General features: G+C 71.3%; 16 protein-coding genes. 10 read left to right on the plus strand and 6 right to left on the minus strand.

Annotated features, from left to right (window positions below):
* Positions 1 to 88 precede the first annotated feature (88 nt).
* From ACZ48Z_RS15870 to ACZ48Z_RS15885, 4 genes are all read right to left on the minus strand, one after another.
* Positions 89 to 325: a hypothetical protein gene (locus ACZ48Z_RS15870; protein ID WP_468736419.1), complete on the minus strand. Its 237-nt coding sequence runs from the start codon at positions 323 to 325 to the stop codon at positions 89 to 91.
* A gap of 319 nt (positions 326 to 644) precedes the next feature.
* A complete protein-coding gene (locus ACZ48Z_RS15875) occupies positions 645 to 2,174 on the minus strand; it encodes a helix-turn-helix domain-containing protein (RefSeq protein WP_468736420.1) in 1,530 nt (509 codons plus the stop codon).
* A gap of 91 nt (positions 2,175 to 2,265) precedes the next feature.
* Positions 2,266 to 2,925 (minus strand): GNAT family N-acetyltransferase, encoded by a 660-nt coding sequence (locus tag ACZ48Z_RS15880; RefSeq protein WP_468736421.1) that lies wholly within the window; start codon positions 2,923 to 2,925, stop codon positions 2,266 to 2,268.
* A 74-nt stretch (positions 2,926 to 2,999) separates the two neighbouring features.
* Complete coding sequence (locus ACZ48Z_RS15885; protein WP_468736422.1) at positions 3,000 to 3,917, minus strand: MerR family transcriptional regulator; 918 nt, start codon at positions 3,915 to 3,917, stop codon at positions 3,000 to 3,002.
* A 236-nt stretch (positions 3,918 to 4,153) separates the two neighbouring features.
* Between ACZ48Z_RS15885 and ACZ48Z_RS15890 the strand changes: the two genes are divergently transcribed.
* The 4 genes from ACZ48Z_RS15890 (at position 4,154) to ACZ48Z_RS15905 (ending at position 8,711) form a co-directional block, all read left to right on the plus strand.
* Positions 4,154 to 4,774, plus strand: coding sequence for an L-threonylcarbamoyladenylate synthase (locus ACZ48Z_RS15890; protein ID WP_468736423.1), 621 nt, complete (start codon positions 4,154 to 4,156; stop codon positions 4,772 to 4,774).
* A gap of 123 nt (positions 4,775 to 4,897) precedes the next feature.
* Positions 4,898 to 5,653: a dienelactone hydrolase family protein gene (locus ACZ48Z_RS15895; RefSeq protein WP_468736424.1), complete on the plus strand. Its 756-nt coding sequence runs from the start codon at positions 4,898 to 4,900 to the stop codon at positions 5,651 to 5,653.
* Positions 5,654 to 6,227: 574 nt separating this feature from the next.
* Positions 6,228 to 7,619, plus strand: a complete 1,392-nt coding sequence (locus ACZ48Z_RS15900) for a DEAD/DEAH box helicase (protein ID WP_468736425.1) — start codon at positions 6,228 to 6,230, stop codon at positions 7,617 to 7,619.
* Positions 7,620 to 7,895: 276 nt separating this feature from the next.
* Positions 7,896 to 8,711 (plus strand): SAM-dependent methyltransferase, encoded by an 816-nt coding sequence (locus ACZ48Z_RS15905; protein ID WP_468736426.1) that lies wholly within the window; start codon positions 7,896 to 7,898, stop codon positions 8,709 to 8,711.
* A gap of 251 nt (positions 8,712 to 8,962) precedes the next feature.
* Here ACZ48Z_RS15905 and ACZ48Z_RS15910 read toward each other — a convergent pair whose 3' ends face one another.
* Complete coding sequence (locus ACZ48Z_RS15910; protein ID WP_468736427.1) at positions 8,963 to 9,595, minus strand: TetR/AcrR family transcriptional regulator; 633 nt, start codon at positions 9,593 to 9,595, stop codon at positions 8,963 to 8,965.
* A 50-nt stretch (positions 9,596 to 9,645) separates the two neighbouring features.
* On the opposite strand from ACZ48Z_RS15910, the gene ACZ48Z_RS15915 reads away from it, so the two are divergent.
* The 3 genes from ACZ48Z_RS15915 (at position 9,646) to ACZ48Z_RS15925 (ending at position 12,187) form a co-directional block, all read left to right on the plus strand.
* A complete protein-coding gene (locus ACZ48Z_RS15915) occupies positions 9,646 to 10,539 on the plus strand; it encodes an ABC transporter ATP-binding protein (protein WP_468736428.1) in 894 nt (297 codons plus the stop codon).
* Positions 10,526 to 11,287: an ABC transporter permease gene (locus ACZ48Z_RS15920; RefSeq protein WP_468736429.1), complete on the plus strand. Its 762-nt coding sequence runs from the start codon at positions 10,526 to 10,528 to the stop codon at positions 11,285 to 11,287. The genes ACZ48Z_RS15915 and ACZ48Z_RS15920 overlap by 14 nt, the downstream gene beginning before the upstream one ends.
* Positions 11,288 to 11,416: 129 nt before the next feature.
* Positions 11,417 to 12,187, plus strand: a complete 771-nt coding sequence (locus ACZ48Z_RS15925; protein ID WP_468736430.1) for an alpha/beta fold hydrolase — start codon at positions 11,417 to 11,419, stop codon at positions 12,185 to 12,187.
* A 51-nt stretch (positions 12,188 to 12,238) separates the two neighbouring features.
* Here ACZ48Z_RS15925 and ACZ48Z_RS15930 read toward each other — a convergent pair whose 3' ends face one another.
* Entirely contained in the window at positions 12,239 to 13,024 is a 786-nt protein-coding gene (locus ACZ48Z_RS15930) for an SDR family oxidoreductase (protein ID WP_468736431.1), read from the minus strand.
* A gap of 274 nt (positions 13,025 to 13,298) precedes the next feature.
* On the opposite strand from ACZ48Z_RS15930, the gene ACZ48Z_RS15935 reads away from it, so the two are divergent.
* From ACZ48Z_RS15935 to ACZ48Z_RS15945, 3 genes are all read left to right on the plus strand, one after another.
* Positions 13,299 to 14,171: an MHYT domain-containing protein gene (locus ACZ48Z_RS15935; RefSeq protein ID WP_468736432.1), complete on the plus strand. Its 873-nt coding sequence runs from the start codon at positions 13,299 to 13,301 to the stop codon at positions 14,169 to 14,171.
* A gap of 106 nt (positions 14,172 to 14,277) precedes the next feature.
* The gene (locus ACZ48Z_RS15940; protein ID WP_468736433.1) at positions 14,278 to 15,780 is read left to right on the plus strand and encodes a metallophosphoesterase family protein; all 1,503 of its coding nucleotides are present in this window, start codon (positions 14,278 to 14,280) and stop codon (positions 15,778 to 15,780) included.
* A gap of 98 nt (positions 15,781 to 15,878) precedes the next feature.
* The gene (locus ACZ48Z_RS15945) at positions 15,879 to 16,907 is read left to right on the plus strand and encodes an LLM class flavin-dependent oxidoreductase (RefSeq protein WP_468736434.1); all 1,029 of its coding nucleotides are present in this window, start codon (positions 15,879 to 15,881) and stop codon (positions 16,905 to 16,907) included.
* Positions 16,908 to 17,156: the final 249 nt, after the last annotated feature.

Raw genomic sequence — 17,156 nt, forward strand, 5'->3', positions numbered from 1 at the left:
TCGGGATGGCGGAGGCCAACGGGGAACGCTGCTTTCGTGGCGTTCCTCCCCCCCCCCCCCCCCCCCCCCCCCCCCCCCCCCCACGGGGTCAGCCGCCGTTCAGTCGTGCGCGCAGCAGCCCCTTGCCGATCTCGGCGCCCTTGCGGCTGTCCGCCTGCGCCCTGCGGAACAGGTCGGCCACCTCGGTGTCCTTGCCGCGCTCCGCGTCCTGGATGTAACTCTCCAGCCGCAGCGCGTTGCTCAGACACGCCTCCACGTACCAGATCAGGTTGTGGTCCTTGTCCGGCGTACCTGTCGCGCTGCCGGTCTCCGTACTGCTGGTCATTCCGGCCTCCTCCTGCGGTGGTCGTTCCGGAGCAGGACGAGTACCCGTCACACGCGGGTCAGTCCACCCGGTGCCGGAAAAAAACGAGCCCCCAGGCGGGCCCTCGGGCAACGCGCCCGGCCGCCCGCACTGTCCGGGCCGACCGGGGGGGGCGCCGTACTGATCGTCTTCCGGCGGTCCGGGCGAGGTCCCCGCTGGAGAAGCCCGCAGGGGGCCGACCGGTCCCCCGTTCCGGTCGCTCCCCCCGCGGTGCACCGAACTTACGTTGCCTGCGGACACTTGTGAATCGCGGCGATGCCCGCTGTGCGGAGCACAGGACTCACCCGTGCACAGTTGCGTCCGGATGGCCCGGATCGTCCCGGAGCAGGACGGGATGTTCGAGGGCGCCGGTGGCCAGATGGGCCAGGACGACCTCGTAGAGATCGCCGCCGGAGGCGATCAGCCGGCGTTCCAGGACCGGTTCGGCGCTGCGGACGTGCTCGCGCACGGTCTGCGCGTGGACGGCCAGCGCCTGCGCGGCCCGTTCCGCGTTGCCGCCCTCGGCGATCCAGCTGCGCAGGGTGCGGCGCAGGTCACGGGCGTCGCTGTCCAAGCGCCCCAACAGCTCCCGCGCCCAGGTCTCCAGCGCGGGTCCGGCCAGCAGGTCTCCCAGCCGGGCGCACACCCGCCGCGACCCGTCGCCGCCCTGTCCGTCCGCCAGACTGACCTGGGTGCTCAGGGCCAGGTGGACGGTCGCGCGGACGGTGAGATCGGTGAAGTCGGTGTGCAGCAGGGACTCGACGCGGTCCATCCGGGCGCGGACCGTGTTGCGGCTGACACCGAGGATCTTCGCGGCGTTCACCGCGGTGAACTCCAGGCCGAGGCGTGTGGTGACGAGCAGCTCGGCCCGGGTGTGGTGCGGCAGGGTGTCGAGCGGCCGCAGCACCGCGGCGGTCCACTCGCGCAGCGCGACGGGGTCCATAAGGCGCTCGGGGTGGTTGCGTTCGGCGTAGACGGCCGCCCTGTCCGGCCGTACGCGCGCCACGGCGAGGGCGCTCACCGCCTGCCCGTACGCGGTGGCGGTCCTGGCGAGGCTCTGGCGGGCGCTGCCGCCGAGCAGGGTGCCGGGATTGCGGTCGACGACTGAACGCAGGTCCTCACCCGCGGCGTCCACCGTGGTCACGATGATGACGTGTCCGTCCATCGCCGGGCAGCGCACCACGAGTGCGTGCTCGCCGGTCACACCGAGGCACTCCTCCGTGAGCCGGTCGCGTTCCGAGGCGTCCCCTTCGAGGACGTAGACGCACGCCGTGTCCGTGTCGAGCAGACCCGGCCACAGTCCCGCGGCGACGCGGCGCGCCGAGACGGTGTCCTCCACCATGAGCAACTGGAGTATGGCCAGGCGCAGATCGGACGTGGCCTGCCGCAGCCGCTGTCCGGCCGCGGTCGTCTCCCGGGCGCGCAGCAGCAGTTCGAGGACCTGGGCGGAATGCGTGAGGACGTCGGAGGCACGCCGGTCGAACGGGGTCCGGCGGGCCACCGCGAGCACTCCGGCGGCCTCCGAGTCCGGGTGCTCGACCCTGACCAGACGCAGGTGGGTGTCCTCGTCCGCCGTGGCCGCGGAGGCGATGCGCCCGGCGAGGATGTCCACGACCAGCCCCTCGTCCAGCGGCATGCGCGTCCCGGCGACGAGGGTTCCGGTGTCGTCCTGGAGTGAGGCCGTGCCGTCCAGCGTCTCCGCGAGCCAGGCGACGATCCGGCGGACGTCACGTCCCGTCGGCCGCAGATGGTCGAGTAGCTCCTGCGCCCACGTCGGGGAGCCGGCGTCCGCCGCCCCGCTCCCTCGGGAGCCGCTCTCCTGGCCTGCCACGTCACCCTTTTCCTTGCCCCTCGCACCCACCCCGGCACACCGCTCGGGACGTTACCTCACGTGCGGCGGACGGGCGTTCGGCCGGACGCGCTCACGTGTGGAGGGCGTGTGTGTGGAGGTGTCCGTCGAGAGGAAACCGCGGGGGCGTCGCGGGCAGGTGGGCGGAGAGGGGGTATCCGCATTTCTGGGCCACTCGGCAGGAGGCGGTGTTGCCCGTGCTGTGCAGGAGTTCGAGACGGACGAGTCCGTCCCCGGCGAACGTCGTCGAGGCCCAGGAGGTCAGCGCGTCGAGGGCCCGGGAAGCCACTCCCCTGCCGCGCGCGTGCCCTGCGGTCCAGTAGCCCACCTCGGCCGACGGGCTGCCGGGGGCCGGACGCTTGAGGACGGCGTGGCCCACGATCGGTCCGTCGGCAGCCGGAGGGTCCTCGTGCGGTTGCCCCTGTTGTTGCGGTTGCTGTTGCTGTTGCTGTTGCTGTTGCTGTTGCTGTTGCTGTTGCTGTTGCTGTTGCCGCCGAGGCTCCACGACCGCGAAGGCGAACCGCTCGCCCTCCCGCCATCCCCGTCGCTGCGCCCGCACCCACCGCTCGGCCCCCGCCTCGTCGTCAACGACGGAACGCAGCCAACGGCGCAGCGCCTCGTCCCGGTGCAGGACGGCCAGTTCCGCGGCGTCCTCCGGCCGCCAGGGCCGTAGTTCGAGTGCCGGGGCTGTGGGCGTCGCGGGCACGTGCAGTCGTACGGCGGTCCGGTCCATGGCGGGAGCGTAGGTGATCGCTCGGACCGGCCCGTGCGGGGGTCGGTGACGAGGGGGTCGGTGACGAGGCCGAGTCATGAGGCCGTCCGTACGCGCAGTGCCGTGGTGGACCACGCGAGGGCCGCGGTGAGGGGGACCGGCGCGGGCCACACGTTGATGACGGCCAGGAGTTCGACGTACCGCTCCCTGCGCGGATCGTGCGCGGTTTCCAGGCGGTTCAGCAGGTGACGGTGGAGCGCGGTGTCGTCGGGGCGGTCGAGGGTGCGGGCGCAGTGTGCGGTCAGCGCTGTCACCACGGGATCGGCATCGGGCGACTCCGGCGGAATGCCCTCGGCGAGGGCCGGTTCCGCGTGGTGCAGGGCGAGGGCCACGACGTCCGGGCGGGGCGGCGCGGAGCCGTCGGAGCGGTGTGCCCGCACCGTGCGCCGGAGGTCTGTCCTGAAGTCGGGGTCGAGGGCCAGTTCGGCCAACTCGACCCAGGCCTGCAGTTGTTCCTCCGTGGGCCGGTCGGACAGGTGCGGTGTCATGGACTGCCGGATCGCCTCGCTGCCTGAATCGTCGAAGACGGCGTCGAGGAAGTCGTCGACCAGGCGCCGGCGTTCGGCTTCGGGAAGTCGGGCCAGTTCATACATGCGATGCGTCTCCTCGGGAGTGGGCCTGCGTCGTGCCACGGCGGTGAGCACCGCGCGCCTGAGCCGCAGGTGGGCGATCTGCGCGTCCAGTGCCGCCGCGTGCTGTGCGGCGATCTCCCCCAGGGCCGGCTCGCGGTCGAGGATCTGCCGGACCGCGTCGAGGCCGAGGCCGAGTTCACGCAGCGTCCGTACGAAGGCGAGCCGGGCGACGGCCTCGGGACCGTAGCGGCGGTAACCGGCGGGGGTGCGGTCGGCCGGAGTCACGATGCCGTGATCGGAGTAGAAGCGGATCGTCTTGACCGTCAGCCCGGTCCGCCGGGCCAGTTCACCGATCGAGTACATCGTTGCGCCGTCGTCCATGACCTCATCCTGCGATCTCCCCCTGGGGGAGACTCAACCCGGTCGGGGCGATGAAGGGCGAGGGCGACCGATGACGCCGCCAACTGCCCTGCTTATCCAGGCTGCCCTGGCAGCCCTGGCAGCAAGGCGGGATCAGCGGCGAGATCGCGACGTCGCCGCACGTACCTGCCGGTGGCAGGCGACGCCACCACCCCGGCCTGCGTCATCGCCCTGCGGCGACGGCATAAGCTCGGCGGATGGCGAAGTACTTCGACGTGCACCCCGACAACCCGCAACCCCGCACCATCTCCCAGATCGCCGAGAGCATCCGGTCGGACGCGCTGATCGCGTATCCGACGGACTCCTGCTACGCGCTCGGGTGCCGGCTGGGCAGCCGTGACGGCATCGACCGGATCCGGACCATCCGGCATCTGGACGACCGGCACCACTTCACCCTGGTCTGCCAGGACTTCGCGCAGCTCGGCCAGTTCGTACGGGTCGACAAGGACGTGTTCCGCGCCATCAAGGCGTCGACGCCCGGCAGTTACACCTTCATCCTCCCGGCGACGAAGGAGGTGCCCCGCATGCTCCAGCACCCGAAGAAGAAGACGGTCGGCGTGCGCATCCCCGACCACGTCGTCACACAGGCACTGCTCGCCGAGCTCGGCGAACCTCTGCTGTCGAGCACCCTGCTGCTGCCCGACGAGGAGGAACCGATGACCCAGGGCTGGGAGATCAAGGACCGCCTCGACCATGTGCTGGACGGGGTCGTCGACTCCGGGGACTGCGGCACCGAACCGACGACGGTGATCGACTTCTCGAGCGGCGAGGCGGAGATCGTGCGGCACGGGGCGGGCGACACCAGCCGGTTCGAGTAAAGGCGCCCTCAAGTCGGTGGGGGCTGCGACGGCCCGTTGGATGGTGCGTGCAACCATGTGCCCGGCCCGGTTCCGCCGGGCCGGCGACCTGCTCGCCGTCGTATGCGCAGAGAGGCACCCCCAATGACCTCCGTACAGGGAACCGCGGTCGACATCCTCACCCAGGACGGCACCGCCGACGCCTATCTCGTCCACCCCGTCGACGGGGAGCCCCGCCCGGCGGTCCTGCTCTACCAGGACGCGTTCGGGCTGCGGCCCCATCTGAGGTCGATGGCGGACCGGCTCGCCGAGGCCGGCTACACGGTCCTGGTGCCCAACGTGTTCTACCGGCACGGGCGCGCACCGGTCTTCGAGCTGCCCGAGTTCATCGACCCCGCCGCGCGGCCGGAGATCTTCGAGAAGATCGTTCCGGTCATGCAGTCGCTGACGCCCGAACTCGCGATGCGGGACGCCGACGCGTATCTGCGGTGGCTGGCGGAACGCCCGGAGGTCGCCGACGGTCCGGTCGCCGTCACGGGCTACTGCATGGGCGCCCGGCTGGCCCTGCGCACCGCCGGCGCGTATCCGGACCGGGTGGCCGCGGCGGCCGGTTTCCACGGCGGCGGCCTGGCGACCGATGCCCCGGACAGCCCGCACCTGGCGGCCGAGCACATCACCGCCGAGGTGTACTTCGGTCACGCCGACGAGGACGCCTCGATGCCTCCCGAGCAGATGGAGCGTCTCGACGCCGCACTGACGGCGGCCGGGGTCCGTCACCGGTCCGAGGTGTACTCCGGCGCCCACCACGGTTACACCCAGGCCGACACCTCCGCGTACGACGCCGCGGGCGACGAGCGGCACTGGGTCGCGCTGCTCGACCTGCTCAAGCGCACGTTCTAGACAGGGCTCCGTACGCCCGGACCGAGTGGGGACTCCGTCGGCTCGGTGGTCAAGTGGCGGTCTGGGGGCAAGTCGCGGTCCAGGGGCCAAGTGGCGGTCCAGGGGCCGCTCTTGTCGGTCCAACGACCGCTCGGTGACCGTCGGGCCGATCGGCGGGAGCCGGGAGCCGGGCAGGAGCGGCAGTTCATGCGGACGCCCGTCCGGCAGGAGCGGCGATTCATGCCGACGCCCGAAGCCGAACAGGAACAGCGGTGCGTGCGAGTGCCCTGCGGCCTTGAGCGGCCTCGTGTCGGAGAGGCGGAGCGAGTCGACCGACGGGATGTCGATCTCAGTCCTCGAGAGAACAGGCGTGAACGGGTTCGCCCACGGCGACAGCATGGTCCCGGCCCTCGGCCACACCGTCGCCTCCCTAAGCTTCCGAGGCCGGCCGGAGGCGTCGGCGGAGCGGCCGGTCGGCCCGGTCCGACGACACCGGGTCGTCACTTTGTGTTAGCATCTGATATTTGCGCGCTCCTTGCGGACGCACGTTCCTGCCGGGCCTTCCTCGGTACGTCCCTCACGCGGAAGGCCCTTCATGGACCACCCCGACCCCGCCCAGTCGGCGAACGCCGCCCACCCAGCACCCCCGGTCGGTTCCTTCGCCGAACTGAACCTCCCGGCCGAGGTACTGCGAACCCTCACCGCACTCGGCGTGCACGAGCCCTTCCCGATCCAGGCGGCCACGGTGCCCGACGCTCTCGCGGGGCGCGACGTCCTGGGACGCGGGCGCACCGGGTCGGGGAAGACGCTCGCCTTCGGTCTGCCGCTGCTCGCGCGGACGGCCGGGCAGCGCGCGGAGGCCAAGCAGCCTCTCGCCCTGGTCCTGGTGCCCACCCGAGAGCTGGCCCAACAGGTCACCGAGGCACTCGCGCCGTACGCCGAGGCACTGCGGCTGCGGATGGCGACGGTGGTCGGCGGCATGTCGATCGGCCGGCAGATCGCCGCGCTGCGCGACGGGGCCGAGGTCGTCGTCGCCACCCCCGGCCGGCTGCACGACCTCGTCGAGCGCAAGGCCTGCCGCCTGGGACGGGTACGGATCGCCGTCATCGACGAGGCCGACCAGATGTGCGACATGGGCTTCCTGCCGCAGGTCACCGAGGTGCTCGACCAGGTACGACCCGACGGTCAGCGGATGCTGTTCTCAGCCACCCTGGACCGCGACGTCGACCACCTCGTCTCCCATTACCTCCACGATCCCGTCGTCCACTCGGTCGACCCGTCCGCGAACACGGTCACGACGATGGACCACCACGTCCTGGTCGTCCACGGCCCCGACCGGTACGCCGTCACCACGGAGATCGCCGCCCGCGACGGCCGCGTCCTGCTGTTCCTGGACACCAAGCACGCCGTCGACCAGCTCACCCGGCACCTGCGGGCCAGCGGGGTGCACGCCGCGGCGTTGCACAGCGGCAAGTCGCAGCCGCAACGCACGCGCACCCTCGCGCAGTTCAAGGACGGCCAGGTCACCGTTCTGGTGGCGACCAACGTCGCGGCCCGTGGGCTGCACATCGACGACCTCGATCTCGTCGTCAACGTCGACCCGCCCACCGATCCCAAGGACTATCTGCACCGCGCCGGTCGCACCGCCCGGGCGGGTGAGTCGGGAAAGGTCGTCACCCTGGTGCTGTCGGGTGAGCGTCGCGAGACGAGCCGGGTGATGGCCGAGGCCGGTGTCGAGCCGACCGTCACCAAGGTGCGCTCGGGCGAGGCGGAGCTGAGCCGCATCACCGGCGCAAGGGCTCCGTCCGGCAGGCCGCTCGACAGTGGGCCCGCCGCAGCCCGGCCCAAGAACACCAACGCCCCCTTCCGGGGTCTGGGCACCAGCAAGGACGCCTCCGGCGGGACCGGCGGCAAGTCGCGGAAGGCAGGCGAGGCCCGCAAGCTCGCCGAGGCCCGCAAGGCAGCCCGGACGCGTCGCGGCGGCTGAGAATCGCTGCCCACCGACGGTGCGAACCAGAGTCGTCGAGAGCCACGGTCGCCGCGGTCCTCCGTCGCAGCGGTCCTCCATCGTCACGGTCCTCCGTCGTCACGGTCCTCCGTCCGGGACCACGCGGGCGTCAGGCCGGGCGCGCGGCGGCGCCGTCGTCGCACGAGGCGAAGATCCCGCCGCCGAGAAAACGCGAACTGGTGAGCGGGCAGCGGGTGTTGGGACATAGGTTGAGCCCTGACCGACCGACGCCCGGCTGAAGGACGGACCCGACTCATGACCGAACCGGTGACGACGCCCGGACCAGCGGAGCATCCGAAGATCGACACCTCGGTGCCGCACTCCGCCCGGATCTGGAACTACTGGCTCGGCGGCAAGGACAACTATCCCGTCGACGAGGCGGCCGGCGACGCCTACACCGATGTCTTCCCCGGCATCGTCACCATTGCCCGCGGCAGCCGCGCCTTCCTGCGCCGCACCATCACCTACCTGGTCGCCGAGGCGGGAATCCGGCAGTTCCTGGACGTCGGCACCGGCCTTCCGACCGCCCAGAACACCCACCAGGTCGCCCAGGGGATCGCCCCCGAGGCACGGATCGTCTACGTCGACAACGACCCGATGGTCCTGGCCCACGCGCGCGCCCTGCTCTACTCCACCCACGAGGGCGCCACCGCCTACATCGACGCCGACGCGACGGATCCGGACCGCATCCTCGCGGCCGCCGCCGAGACGCTGGACTTCGACCGCCCGGTCGCGCTCGTCCTCAGCAACATCCTGGGCCATGTCCCCGACCACGATCAGGCCCTCTCGATCGTCACCCGGCTGATGGACGCCCTGCCGTCTGGCAGCCACCTCTGCGTCAACGACGGATCGCTCGGCATCGACCCGGTCTTCGAGCAGGCCCAGGACGCCTACAACAACAGCGGCGCCGTCCCGTACATCCTGCGCACGGTCGACCAGATCACCCGGTACTTCGACGGCCTGGAACTCGTGGACCCCGGCGTCGTTTCGGTCACGCAGTGGCGCCCGGAGCCCGGTTCGCCCGCCCCGGAGATCGTCGCCGAGCACGGCGGACTCGCCCGAAAGCCCTGACGGCCAGGAGCACCGACCCCCTCCGACGGTCCCCGCGAGACCCGGCGAAACCGCCATGGAAGCGTGACCATGCCTTCTCACCGGGATCAACGGGCCCGTCGGGGCTCAAGGCGCCGCCGTAGAGGCGTCGTAGCCACGGCATGAGTCCCTCTCGTCCCCGCCCGCACGTCCCCGTCCCCGCCCGTCCGCGCCCGCCACATGAGGCCGACTCTCCCCGCCCGCAGCCCGGCCTCCACCTCACCCCGCCCCCGCTACCCCTCCCGCCGTGCCGCTCCCACCACCAGTCGCCGGATGTCGGCCAGATCGGCCTCGAACTCGGCGGTGAGGTCGACGGGAAGGTCCAGCCACGGCCCGAGCCTGCTGTGGCCGGGTAGTTCGCTGTCCTGAAGCTGACCGCGGCGGCCGCGCGGATCGAGGGCGCCGGGGGCGAAGCGGCCCGATGCCTCGGAGGTGGCGAAGCCGATGACAAAAGTGCTGATCAGCCGCTCCAGGCGGGGCACTTCCGGTTCCGGGACCCCGGCGTCGATCAGGGCCAGGTAGATGATGTCCACCGCGCGCACGGCGTCCGGCGTGACGGCGGGGCGTGAGAAGAGCAGGTGCGCAGCCCAGGGGTGACGTTGGGTCACCTGCCTGCAGGTGTGCGCGAGGGCGTTGAGGCGTTCGTCCCAGGCTCGCTCCTGCGACGGGTCCGACGGCAGCAACGCCGACAGCAGGCGGCCGACCATGCCGTCCAGCAGTGCTGCCTTGTCCTTGACGTGCCGGTACAGCGCCATCGGCGTGACGCCGACGCGGTCCGCCAGTGCGCGCATCGACACCGCTTCCAGACCACGCTCGTCGGCGATGGCCAGTGCCGCGTCCAGAATCTCTTCCCGCCTGCCACTCATGGGTCTACAGTGTAGACGTATACACCGTATACAAGAGGGGACGGGGACGGATGCTCGTGGCGAACGGGTTGGTGAAGTTCTACGGCCGGCATCGGGCGCTCGACGGTTTCGACCTGGCGGTCGGGCCCGGTGAGATCGTGGGGCTGATCGGCCACAACGGGGCCGGGAAGACGACCTTCGTCGAGATCGTCACCGGTCTGGTGCGGCCCGACGCTGGCCGGCTCCGCATCGGGACGTACGACGCGCTGCGGTCCGGGCGGGCCGCGCGGCGGCTCGTCGGGGTGGCTCCGCAGGAGACCTCCCTGTACGGCAGCGTGTCCGTGCGGGAGAACCTGCGGCTGTTCGCCGGGCTGGCGGGACTGCGTGGGCGGCAACGTGACGCCGCGATCACCCAGGTCCTGGAGGAGCTTCAGCTGTCGGCCCTGGCGGACCGGGCCGTGGGCGTCCTGTCCGGCGGGCAGCGCCGACGGGTCCAGGCGGCCACCGCGATGGTCGGTTCGCCACCGCTCCTGTTGCTGGACGAGCCGACCGCCGGGGCCGATCCGGAGACCCGCTCGGCCCTGCTGGCCGCCGTGAGGTCCCGTGCCCGGGCCGGTGCCGCCGTCGTCTACACCACCCACTACCTGCCCGAACTCGTGGACCTGGACGCCACGTTGGCGATCGCCCGGACCGGCCGGATCATCGCGCGCGGCACCCAGGAGGAGCTCACCCGCCGTCTCCCCGGCGAGCTCAGGGTTTCATTCGCCGACCCGGCCGAGCCCGAACTGCGGATACCGACGACGGATCCCGGCGCCGACCTGGCGGCCCTCATCGCCTCCGGTCGCACGCCCGCCTCCGTCGACGTGCGCCGCGCGGACCTGGACGACCTCTACCGATCCCTGGAATCCGCAGCGGTCAAGAAGGCAGCGACCGAGAGGACGGAGGCCCCCGGTGCCGCCGCGTGAGTCCGCCACCCGCCTCGGCGTCCTCATACGCCACAACGCGCTCCTGATGCTGCGCGAACCCGGCCCGCTGCTGAGCCGGATGATCCTCCCCCTGGTCTTCATGACACTGCTGCGCCCGCTCTACCTCTCCGCGCAGGGCCGCGCGGCCGGTACCGAACAGGCGGTCGTCGGCACCCTGGTCACCTTCTCGCTGCTCGCGCTCAGCATCTCCGGCAACGCGATCCTCACCGAACGGCTCGGCCACACCTGGGACCGGCTGCGCGGCACGGCGCTGCACCCGGCGGAGCTGCTGCTCGGCAAGGCCGTCCCCGTCCTCACGGCCCTGCTCGCCCAGCAACTCGTGATCGTCGCCTTCGGGACGGGTGTGTTCGGGCTGCGCCTTGCGCATCCGTTCCTGCTGCTGGGTGTCCTGCTCAGCTGGAGCTGCGCCCTGCTCGGCCTCGGGGCGCTGCTGGGCGTTCTCGTCCGCAGCATGGGCGAGCTTTCGGCCGCCTACGACATCGGCGGCATGCTCCTCAGCAGCGTCGGCGGCGCGCTCGTCCCGCTCAGTGTCCTGCCTGCGTGGGTCGCGGACGTGGCCCCCGTCTCCCCCGGCTACTGGGCCGCGCACGGCCTGCGTGCCGCTCTCGCCGGCGACGTCCGCACCGCGGCGGCGGCCTGCGGCACGCTCTTCGGCGTGGCCGTGGTCTGCGGGACCCTGGCCTCGGTCCGTCTGCAAGGCCGCAGCGGGCGCGTGGTGGCGCTCTAGGCGGGACGCCTGCCAGATGCCGGTGCGGGCCGCGGAGGCGGCGGACCGCGTCCCTCGGCCGCTTCGCAGCGATGAGTTCCGCGACTCCGCGGGGTCCACGTCACATACGACACCCGCAGAACGGATGTGATGACCGTGTCCAGCAGCTCCGCCCACGCCAAGGTCAACGGCCTGGAGATGTACTACGAGATCCACGGCGCGGACCTCGACGACCACCCTCCGCTGGTCCTGCTGCACGGTGGTGGGCTCACCGTGGATCTGACCTTCGCCGCCGTGCTGCCCACCCTGGCCGCCGACCGTCGTGTCGTGGCTCCCGAGCTCCAGGGGCACGGGCACACCGCAGACTCCGGCCGCGAGATGACCGTGCCGGACCTGGCGTCCGACGTGGTGGCGCTGCTCGACGTACTCGGCATCCGGCAGGCCGACTTCCTCGGATTCAGCCTCGGCGGACTGGTCGCGCTGGAGATCGCGGTCAGGCACCCGGAGCGCGTCGGACGGCTCTCGCTCGCCGCAGCCATGTACACCCAGGACGGTGTCCACGACGACGTGCGCATCCCGGACTACAGCTCCCCCAGGTTGCCCACCCAGGCCGACTTCCAGCGGATGGCTGACGCTTACGCGGCCATCGCACCGCATCCGGAGCACTTCCAGGACTTCCTCGCCAAGGTCTCCGCGGCGGCGCACGCCCCGCTGCCCTGGACCGCCGACGACCTGCGCGGGCTGCGGGCGCCGACGCTACTGGTCGTCGGGGACAGCGACTTCGTGCGCACGGAGCACGCCGCGGAGATGCAACGCCTGATTCCCGAGGCGCAGTTGGCGGTCCTGCCGGCCACCACCCACATGGCGCTCATGCAGCGCACGTCTCTACTGCTGCCCCTGCTGGGCGAGTTCCTCGCGTGAGGCGACGGCACGGCGCGCGGGCGGACCGGCCGGCCTCGGCGAAGGGAGGGCTCAGTCCAATCCGCCGTTGCTCTTGCGGAGTTGGCCGTTGATCCACTGCCCTTCCCGTGAGCACAGGAAGTCCACGAGGTGGGCCGTGTCCTGCGGGGTTCCGAGGCGACCGAGCGGAGTGGCGTCGAGACAGTGCGTCCGGGTCGTCTCGGTCATCCAACCGGTGTCGACGGGGCCGGGGTTGATGGCGTTGGCGGTGACGCCGAGGTGGGCGAGTTCGTGGGCGGCGGCCAGGGTGATGCGGTCCATGGCGCCCTTGCTCGCCCCGTAGGGCAGGTTGCCCACGGTGTGGTCGCTGGTGAGGCTGATGATCCGGCCGGTGCCCGGTTCCGCGGTGAAGCGGCGGCCGAACTCGCGGATCAGCAGCCAGGTCGCGCGCGTGTTGACGGCGAAGTGCCGGTCGAAACTCTCGACGGTGGTGTCGAGCAGACCGGAGTCGACGGACTCGCAGTGGCTCATCACGAGTGCGGTGACGGGGCCGAGCCGCCGCTCCGCCTCGTCGAAGACCCGGGCCGGAGTGCCGGGGTCGGCGAGGTCCGCCTCGATCGCGGTGGTGGCCGCGCCCCGCTCGGACAGGAGCCCGGCGATCGCCTCGGTCGCGCCGGCCTCGGCACCCCAGGCCATGCGGGCGTCGTACGGGTTGAAGTAGGTGAAGGCGATGTCCCACCCCGAGGCCGCGAGCCGTTCGGCGATGCCGGCGCCGATGCCGACGGTGCGGCCGACGCCGGTGATCAGTGCGAGCGGGCGGGTGCCGAGGGAGGCGGGATGTTCGGTGCGTGTCGTCACGAGCTGGGATCGTTCAGGAACGCCGACGGACCGACAACCGTTTTTCTTGATCCGGGCGGATCCGGCGGCATCACCGGAATGTTGAAAATCGCTCTACTCTGTCACACCCGCGAGGCCCAGAGACTCCCTTGGCCGGAACTCGCCTTCATGTGACTAAAGTTCAACCACGCTGCCTGAGAGTTCTGCGGTTACCCACGGTAGTGGCTTGATTTATGCGATCCCCGGCCGTAACCCTTCCTGCACAACCAGCCAAGACTCTGGGGGGAGTTGGCTTATGGAAGGCACAGTCGACGGGTTCCGCTACGGAGCGGTGACTCCGGTCGCCGCCTATCTGATGGCGTGTCTGGGAGGGGCTCTGGGGTTGCGCTGCGTCGTGCGCACCCTGCCCGGCAACCAGTCATGGAAGGGCGGCTGGCTGGCACTCGGCGCGGCCGCGATCGGCTGCGGCATCTGGACGATGCACTTCATCGCCATGATCGGTTTCCAGGTCGTGGAGACCCGGATCCGTTACGACGCAGGGCTCACGGTGCTCAGTCTCGCCGTGTCGATCGTCGTGGTGGGCATCGGTGTGTTCATCGTCGGCTACCGCGGTGCCAGCACCCTGAACCTGTCCTTCGCGGGCGTGATCACCGGGCTCGGCGTGGCGGCCATGCACTACCTGGGCATGGCGGCGCTGCACCTCAACGGGACGATTCACTACGACCTTGTGGTCGTCGGTCTCTCCGTGGTGATCGCGATCGTCGCGGCGACGGCGGCGCTGTGGGCGGCCGTCTCGATCCGGGGTTTCCTGACCAGCCTCGGGGCCAGCCTGATCATGGGTGTCGCCGTCTCCGGGATGCACTACACCGGAATGGCCGCGGTCAGCGTCCATGTACACGGCAGGACCAGCGGGTCGTGGGCGGGCGACTCGCCCTCCTCCCTGCTGCTGCCCATGCTCGTGGGGCCGGTGATCTTCCTCGTGCTGGCCGGGGTGGTCGTGATGTTCGACCCGCTGCTCGTGCTCGGCGACGGCGACTGGAACCGTCAGTCCGCCTCGGAGGCGCGCGCCGCGCCGCGGCCCGACTCCCTCTTCGAGAATCAGGCGGACCGGGTCGGCCCCGCCCAACAGGATCCGCAGTGGGCCGCACCGCGCACCCGGCAGAGGTGAAGGACACCCCCGGAAGTCTTCACGGATCCGGTGATTTCCGGGAGGGACGGTGCCGTGCGGCACTCCCCCTTCCCGGCCGGTTCTAGATCGTTGTTACGGTGCACCGGTGTCTGACTCCTCACGCGATACCGCCGAAGGCGCCGGCTGGGGCTCCGCCCAACTCGGCGAATACAAGCGGCTGATGCCGGCCGAGGTCGAGAAGATCTCGTGGCTGAACCCGAAGACGCTGTGGGCCGCCCGCAACGGCGTGGTCGCCTCCTGGCTCGGGGACCCCACGGGACGTACCCGAAGCCGTTGGGTGGCCCAGCGCGCGGCGGCCGGCGCACCCGCCGACAAGGTGATCCGGCGCGAGGACCCGCAGCGGTTCTCGTTCATGGTCATCGGCGACACCGGCGAGGGCGACGACCCCCAATACGCGGTCGTGCCAGGGTTTCTGAGGATCAGTCAGGACACCCGGTTCGCCGTCGTCGCCAGTGACGTGATCTACCCGGTGGGCAGCGCGGACGACTACGGCACCAAGTTCTACCGGCCCTACCAGGACTATCCGGCGCCGATATACGCGATACCCGGCAACCACGACTGGTACGAGGGCCTCGGCGCGTTCATGCGCGTCTTCTGCGACGACGCCCCGCCCCTCGCACCCGAACCCGCCCCGCGCCCCCTCACCCGCGCCTGGCTGCGCTCCCTGCTGTGGCACCGGCCTCGCACCGACGACGGCCAACACCTCGACGGCGCCCGCGAGTTGCGTGCGGCCCCGGCCCAACGGACCGTCCAGCCGGGCCCGTACTGGGCTGTGGACGCGGGCCCGCTGCGCATCATCGGCATAGACACCGGGCTCCTCGGAACCATCGACGCCGAACAGGGCGCCTGGCTGCGCGAGGTCTCCCAGGGACCTCGCCCCAAGATCCTCATCACGGGCTCGCCCCTCTACGTGGACGGCGAACACCACCCCTGCGCCATCGAGGGCGGCGGCACCGTGGACGACATCGTCCGCGACCCGGAGCACCGCTTCGTCGCGTCGATAGGCGGCGACATCCACAACTACCAGCGCTACCCGGTCGACGTGGACGGCAGGACCATCCAGTACGTCGTCTCGGGCGGCGGCGGGGCGTTCATGCACGCCACCCACACGATCCCGCACGTCTCGATCGCGAACGTCACCGAGCAGGACTTCCGCTGCTACCCACTGCGCGGCGACTCCCTGGCCTTCTACAGCAGGCTCTACGGCCGCAGGCTGCACCTGCGTCGCTTCTTCACCCTCACCGAGGCCGAGGCCACCGCGGTGATCGCCGAGCGCCTCGGCATCCCGCCGACCCGTACCCCCGGCGAAGCGGCGCGCGTGACGTTCCGCACCCGCCTGGTGGCCAGTCTCCTGGGCGCGGGCGGCCGGCCGGGCCGCACCTCACGGTTCCGGCTCCCGGTGCGCAAGATCTACACCCAGCTGTTCTCGCCGAGCTCGGCGACCTACAGCCCCCCGTTCTTCAAGTGCTTCCTCCGTCTGGACGTCACCCCGGAGGCGGTGCGTCTGCGCTGTTTCGCGGCCACCGGCAACCTCGCCCAGGAGCTCGACCCGCCGGTCGAGGACGAGGTGACGATTCCGCTGGTCTGATGCGGCGCCGACGGTCCCGCGAAACGGGAACACCACATGTCACGGGCGGGTTGGCACCGTCGTACTACTTGATGCATCAAGCACCCACGGAGGAACCCGTGCCGTCGACCCCACGCCCCCTGCGCAAGCTGGGCTTCCTGACCATCGGCCTGTTCGACGAGGCGGATCCGCGGCGCGGCCACGAATCCACCCTGGAGATCATCGAGCTGGGCGAGCGGCTGGGCTTCGACAGCGCGTGGCTGCGCCACCGCCATCTCCAGTACGGCATCTCGTCCCCCGTCGCCGTCATGGCGGCGGCCTCGCAGCGCACCAGCCGGATCGAGCTCGGCACCGCGGTCATCCCGCTCGGCTGGGAGAACCCGCTGCGACTGGCCGAGGACCTGGCGACCGTGGACGTCCTGTCCGGCGGCCGGGTGAACCCGGGTGTGAGCGTGGGCCCGCCGATGCACTTCGACGAGGTCAAGGAAGCGCTGTACCCGGACACGGCCGACGCGGAGGACTTCTCCTACGAGCGGGTGCGGCGGCTGCTGGACCTCGTACGCGGCAAGCCCGCAAGTGACTTCAGCGGAGTGCAGGGATTCGAGGTGTTCTCCGACCGCGTGCAGCCGCACTCCCCCGGCCTCGGCCGACGCCTCTGGTACGGCGGCGGCAGCCTGGGCTCGGCGCGCTGGGCCGGTGAGCACGCCATGAACTTCCTGACCAGCAGCGTCGTCAAGGCGGAGGCCGCCGAGGGGCCGTACGACTTCGCCGGGATCCAGCTCTCGCACATCCGCGCCTTCCGCGCCGCCCACCCGGACGGTGAGGACGCCCGCGTGTCGCAGGGACTCGTCGTCATCCCCACCGACTCGGCGTCGCCGCAGCAGCGCACGAAGTACGAGGAGTACGCGGCGAAGCGCACCCCTCGTACCGCGTCACCGCAGGGTCCGGCGCGGCTGATGTTCGCCCCGGATATCGTCGGTACCTCCGCGGAGATCACCGAACAGCTGCGCGCGCACGCCGCGTTCCGTGAGGTGGACGAGGTGGCGTTCGCGCTGCCCTTCTCCTTCGAGCACGAGGACTATGTGCAGATCCTCACCGACATCGCGACGAAGCTGGGCCCGGCACTGGGCTGGCAGCCCGCCGCGTAGGACGACGCTCGGCCGGCTGGGGCGGTACCGGGCCCGCCCCGGCCCGGACCGAACCAGCGGGGCGCGACACCTCCGTACGACGGACCCGAGCCGCAGTCCCACCCACCGGACTGCGGGGCCCGGTCGGTCGGAGTCGCTCGGTCCAGGTGAGCGGCCCTGCCGGTCCCGGTCCGCCGGGACAGCCCGACTCCCGTCCGACCCGTGCGGCACAGACCTCGGCCGCCCCTGACACCACCGGACTCCCGAGCA

The sequence above is a fragment of the Streptomyces sp. NPDC031225 genome (assembly GCF_055570355.1).